The organism is Methylophaga sp. UBA5088, assembly GCF_002414625.1.
Lineage (GTDB): Bacteria > Pseudomonadota > Gammaproteobacteria > Nitrosococcales > Methylophagaceae > Methylophaga > Methylophaga marina.
This window is the reverse complement of the sequence record NZ_DIAC01000082.1, coordinates 1-904: the sequence shown is the minus strand read 5'-3', so window position 1 is coordinate 904 and position 904 is coordinate 1. Positions and strand designations below refer to the sequence as shown.

At 40.7% G+C, this 904-nt stretch carries 2 protein-coding genes; both read right to left on the bottom strand.

The features are described 5' to 3' along the window. Nucleotides 1–195 (bottom strand): hypothetical protein (locus B4K20_RS10265; protein ID WP_289282814.1); only part of this gene is annotated, 195 nt, incomplete at its 3' end. A gap of 18 nt (nucleotides 196–213) precedes the next feature. Beyond that, nucleotides 214–654 carry an acetyltransferase gene (locus tag B4K20_RS10260; RefSeq protein WP_289282813.1) on the bottom strand — a complete coding sequence of 147 codons (441 nt, stop codon included), beginning with the start codon at nucleotides 652–654 and terminating at the stop codon, nucleotides 214–216. Between the last annotated feature and the right edge of the window lie 250 nt (nucleotides 655–904).

Below are 904 nucleotides of genomic sequence, written 5' to 3'. Positions count from 1 at the left end.
CTTAAGCAAAGGATTATCCTTCAAATAAACTGATACAACTCCTACGATAGTGCCTTTTTCATCCACAGCACCAAAATGTCTGGTAGTGACAGCCTTATCACCCTCAAACACACATTGAGAAAGCGGTTTACCAGAACGCAGAACTTCACTTCTTAAGCTTAATGTTTCATCGGCAGTGATTGTTTTAATCTTCATTTTTCAATATAAGCAGCGTTAACGTTCTGCTAGTTGCATATGCAGCAATGGATAAGGTTTACCCTGACCATCAACAGCTGAACGTCCAACCACGGCAAAACCAATGTGCTCATAAAAGCCTAATGCCTGTCTGTTTTGTTCATTCACATCGACCTTATTTGCACCGAGATCATTTATTGCGTGAGTAGCAAGTCTTACCCCAACTCTCTGCCCTCTTGCTTCTGGTGAAACGAACAACATCTCAATATTGCCATCACTCACACCACAAAATCCGACTATTTCACCATCATCACGTTTAGCAATATTTAACTCAACCACATCAAAATAGTTTTCCAATATCAATGGTTTCAATACCTGAAGATCCTGCTCGGCCAGAAAATCATGCGTTGCTCTAACAGAGCTTTCCCATATTTCTATCAGCTTTTGATAATCTGCTTTTGTTGCTTTTTCAATCCGCATTATTATTTCAATCAAAAATTTTCAAGGCAGCATTCTGAAGTGTAATGCCTATAACATCAAATAGAGAAAACCTCCCTTGTCATGGCAACAAGAGAGGCATGTCTTAAAAGTCGATGGTGGTAGAGACGGTGAATGTACGTGGTGCACCATAAGCCATACCACTCCAGGTATCGACACCAGACCAGTAATCACGATCAAAAACATTATGAATACCGGCACGAATAGTGACATCTTTACCGGCCACCAGCAG

What these genes read in the sequence shown, in the direction of transcription:
- B4K20_RS10260 (WP_289282813.1), bottom strand. Translation starts at nt 654, where the DNA reads ATGCGGATTGAAAAAGCAACAAAAGCAGATTATCAAAAGCTGATAGAA.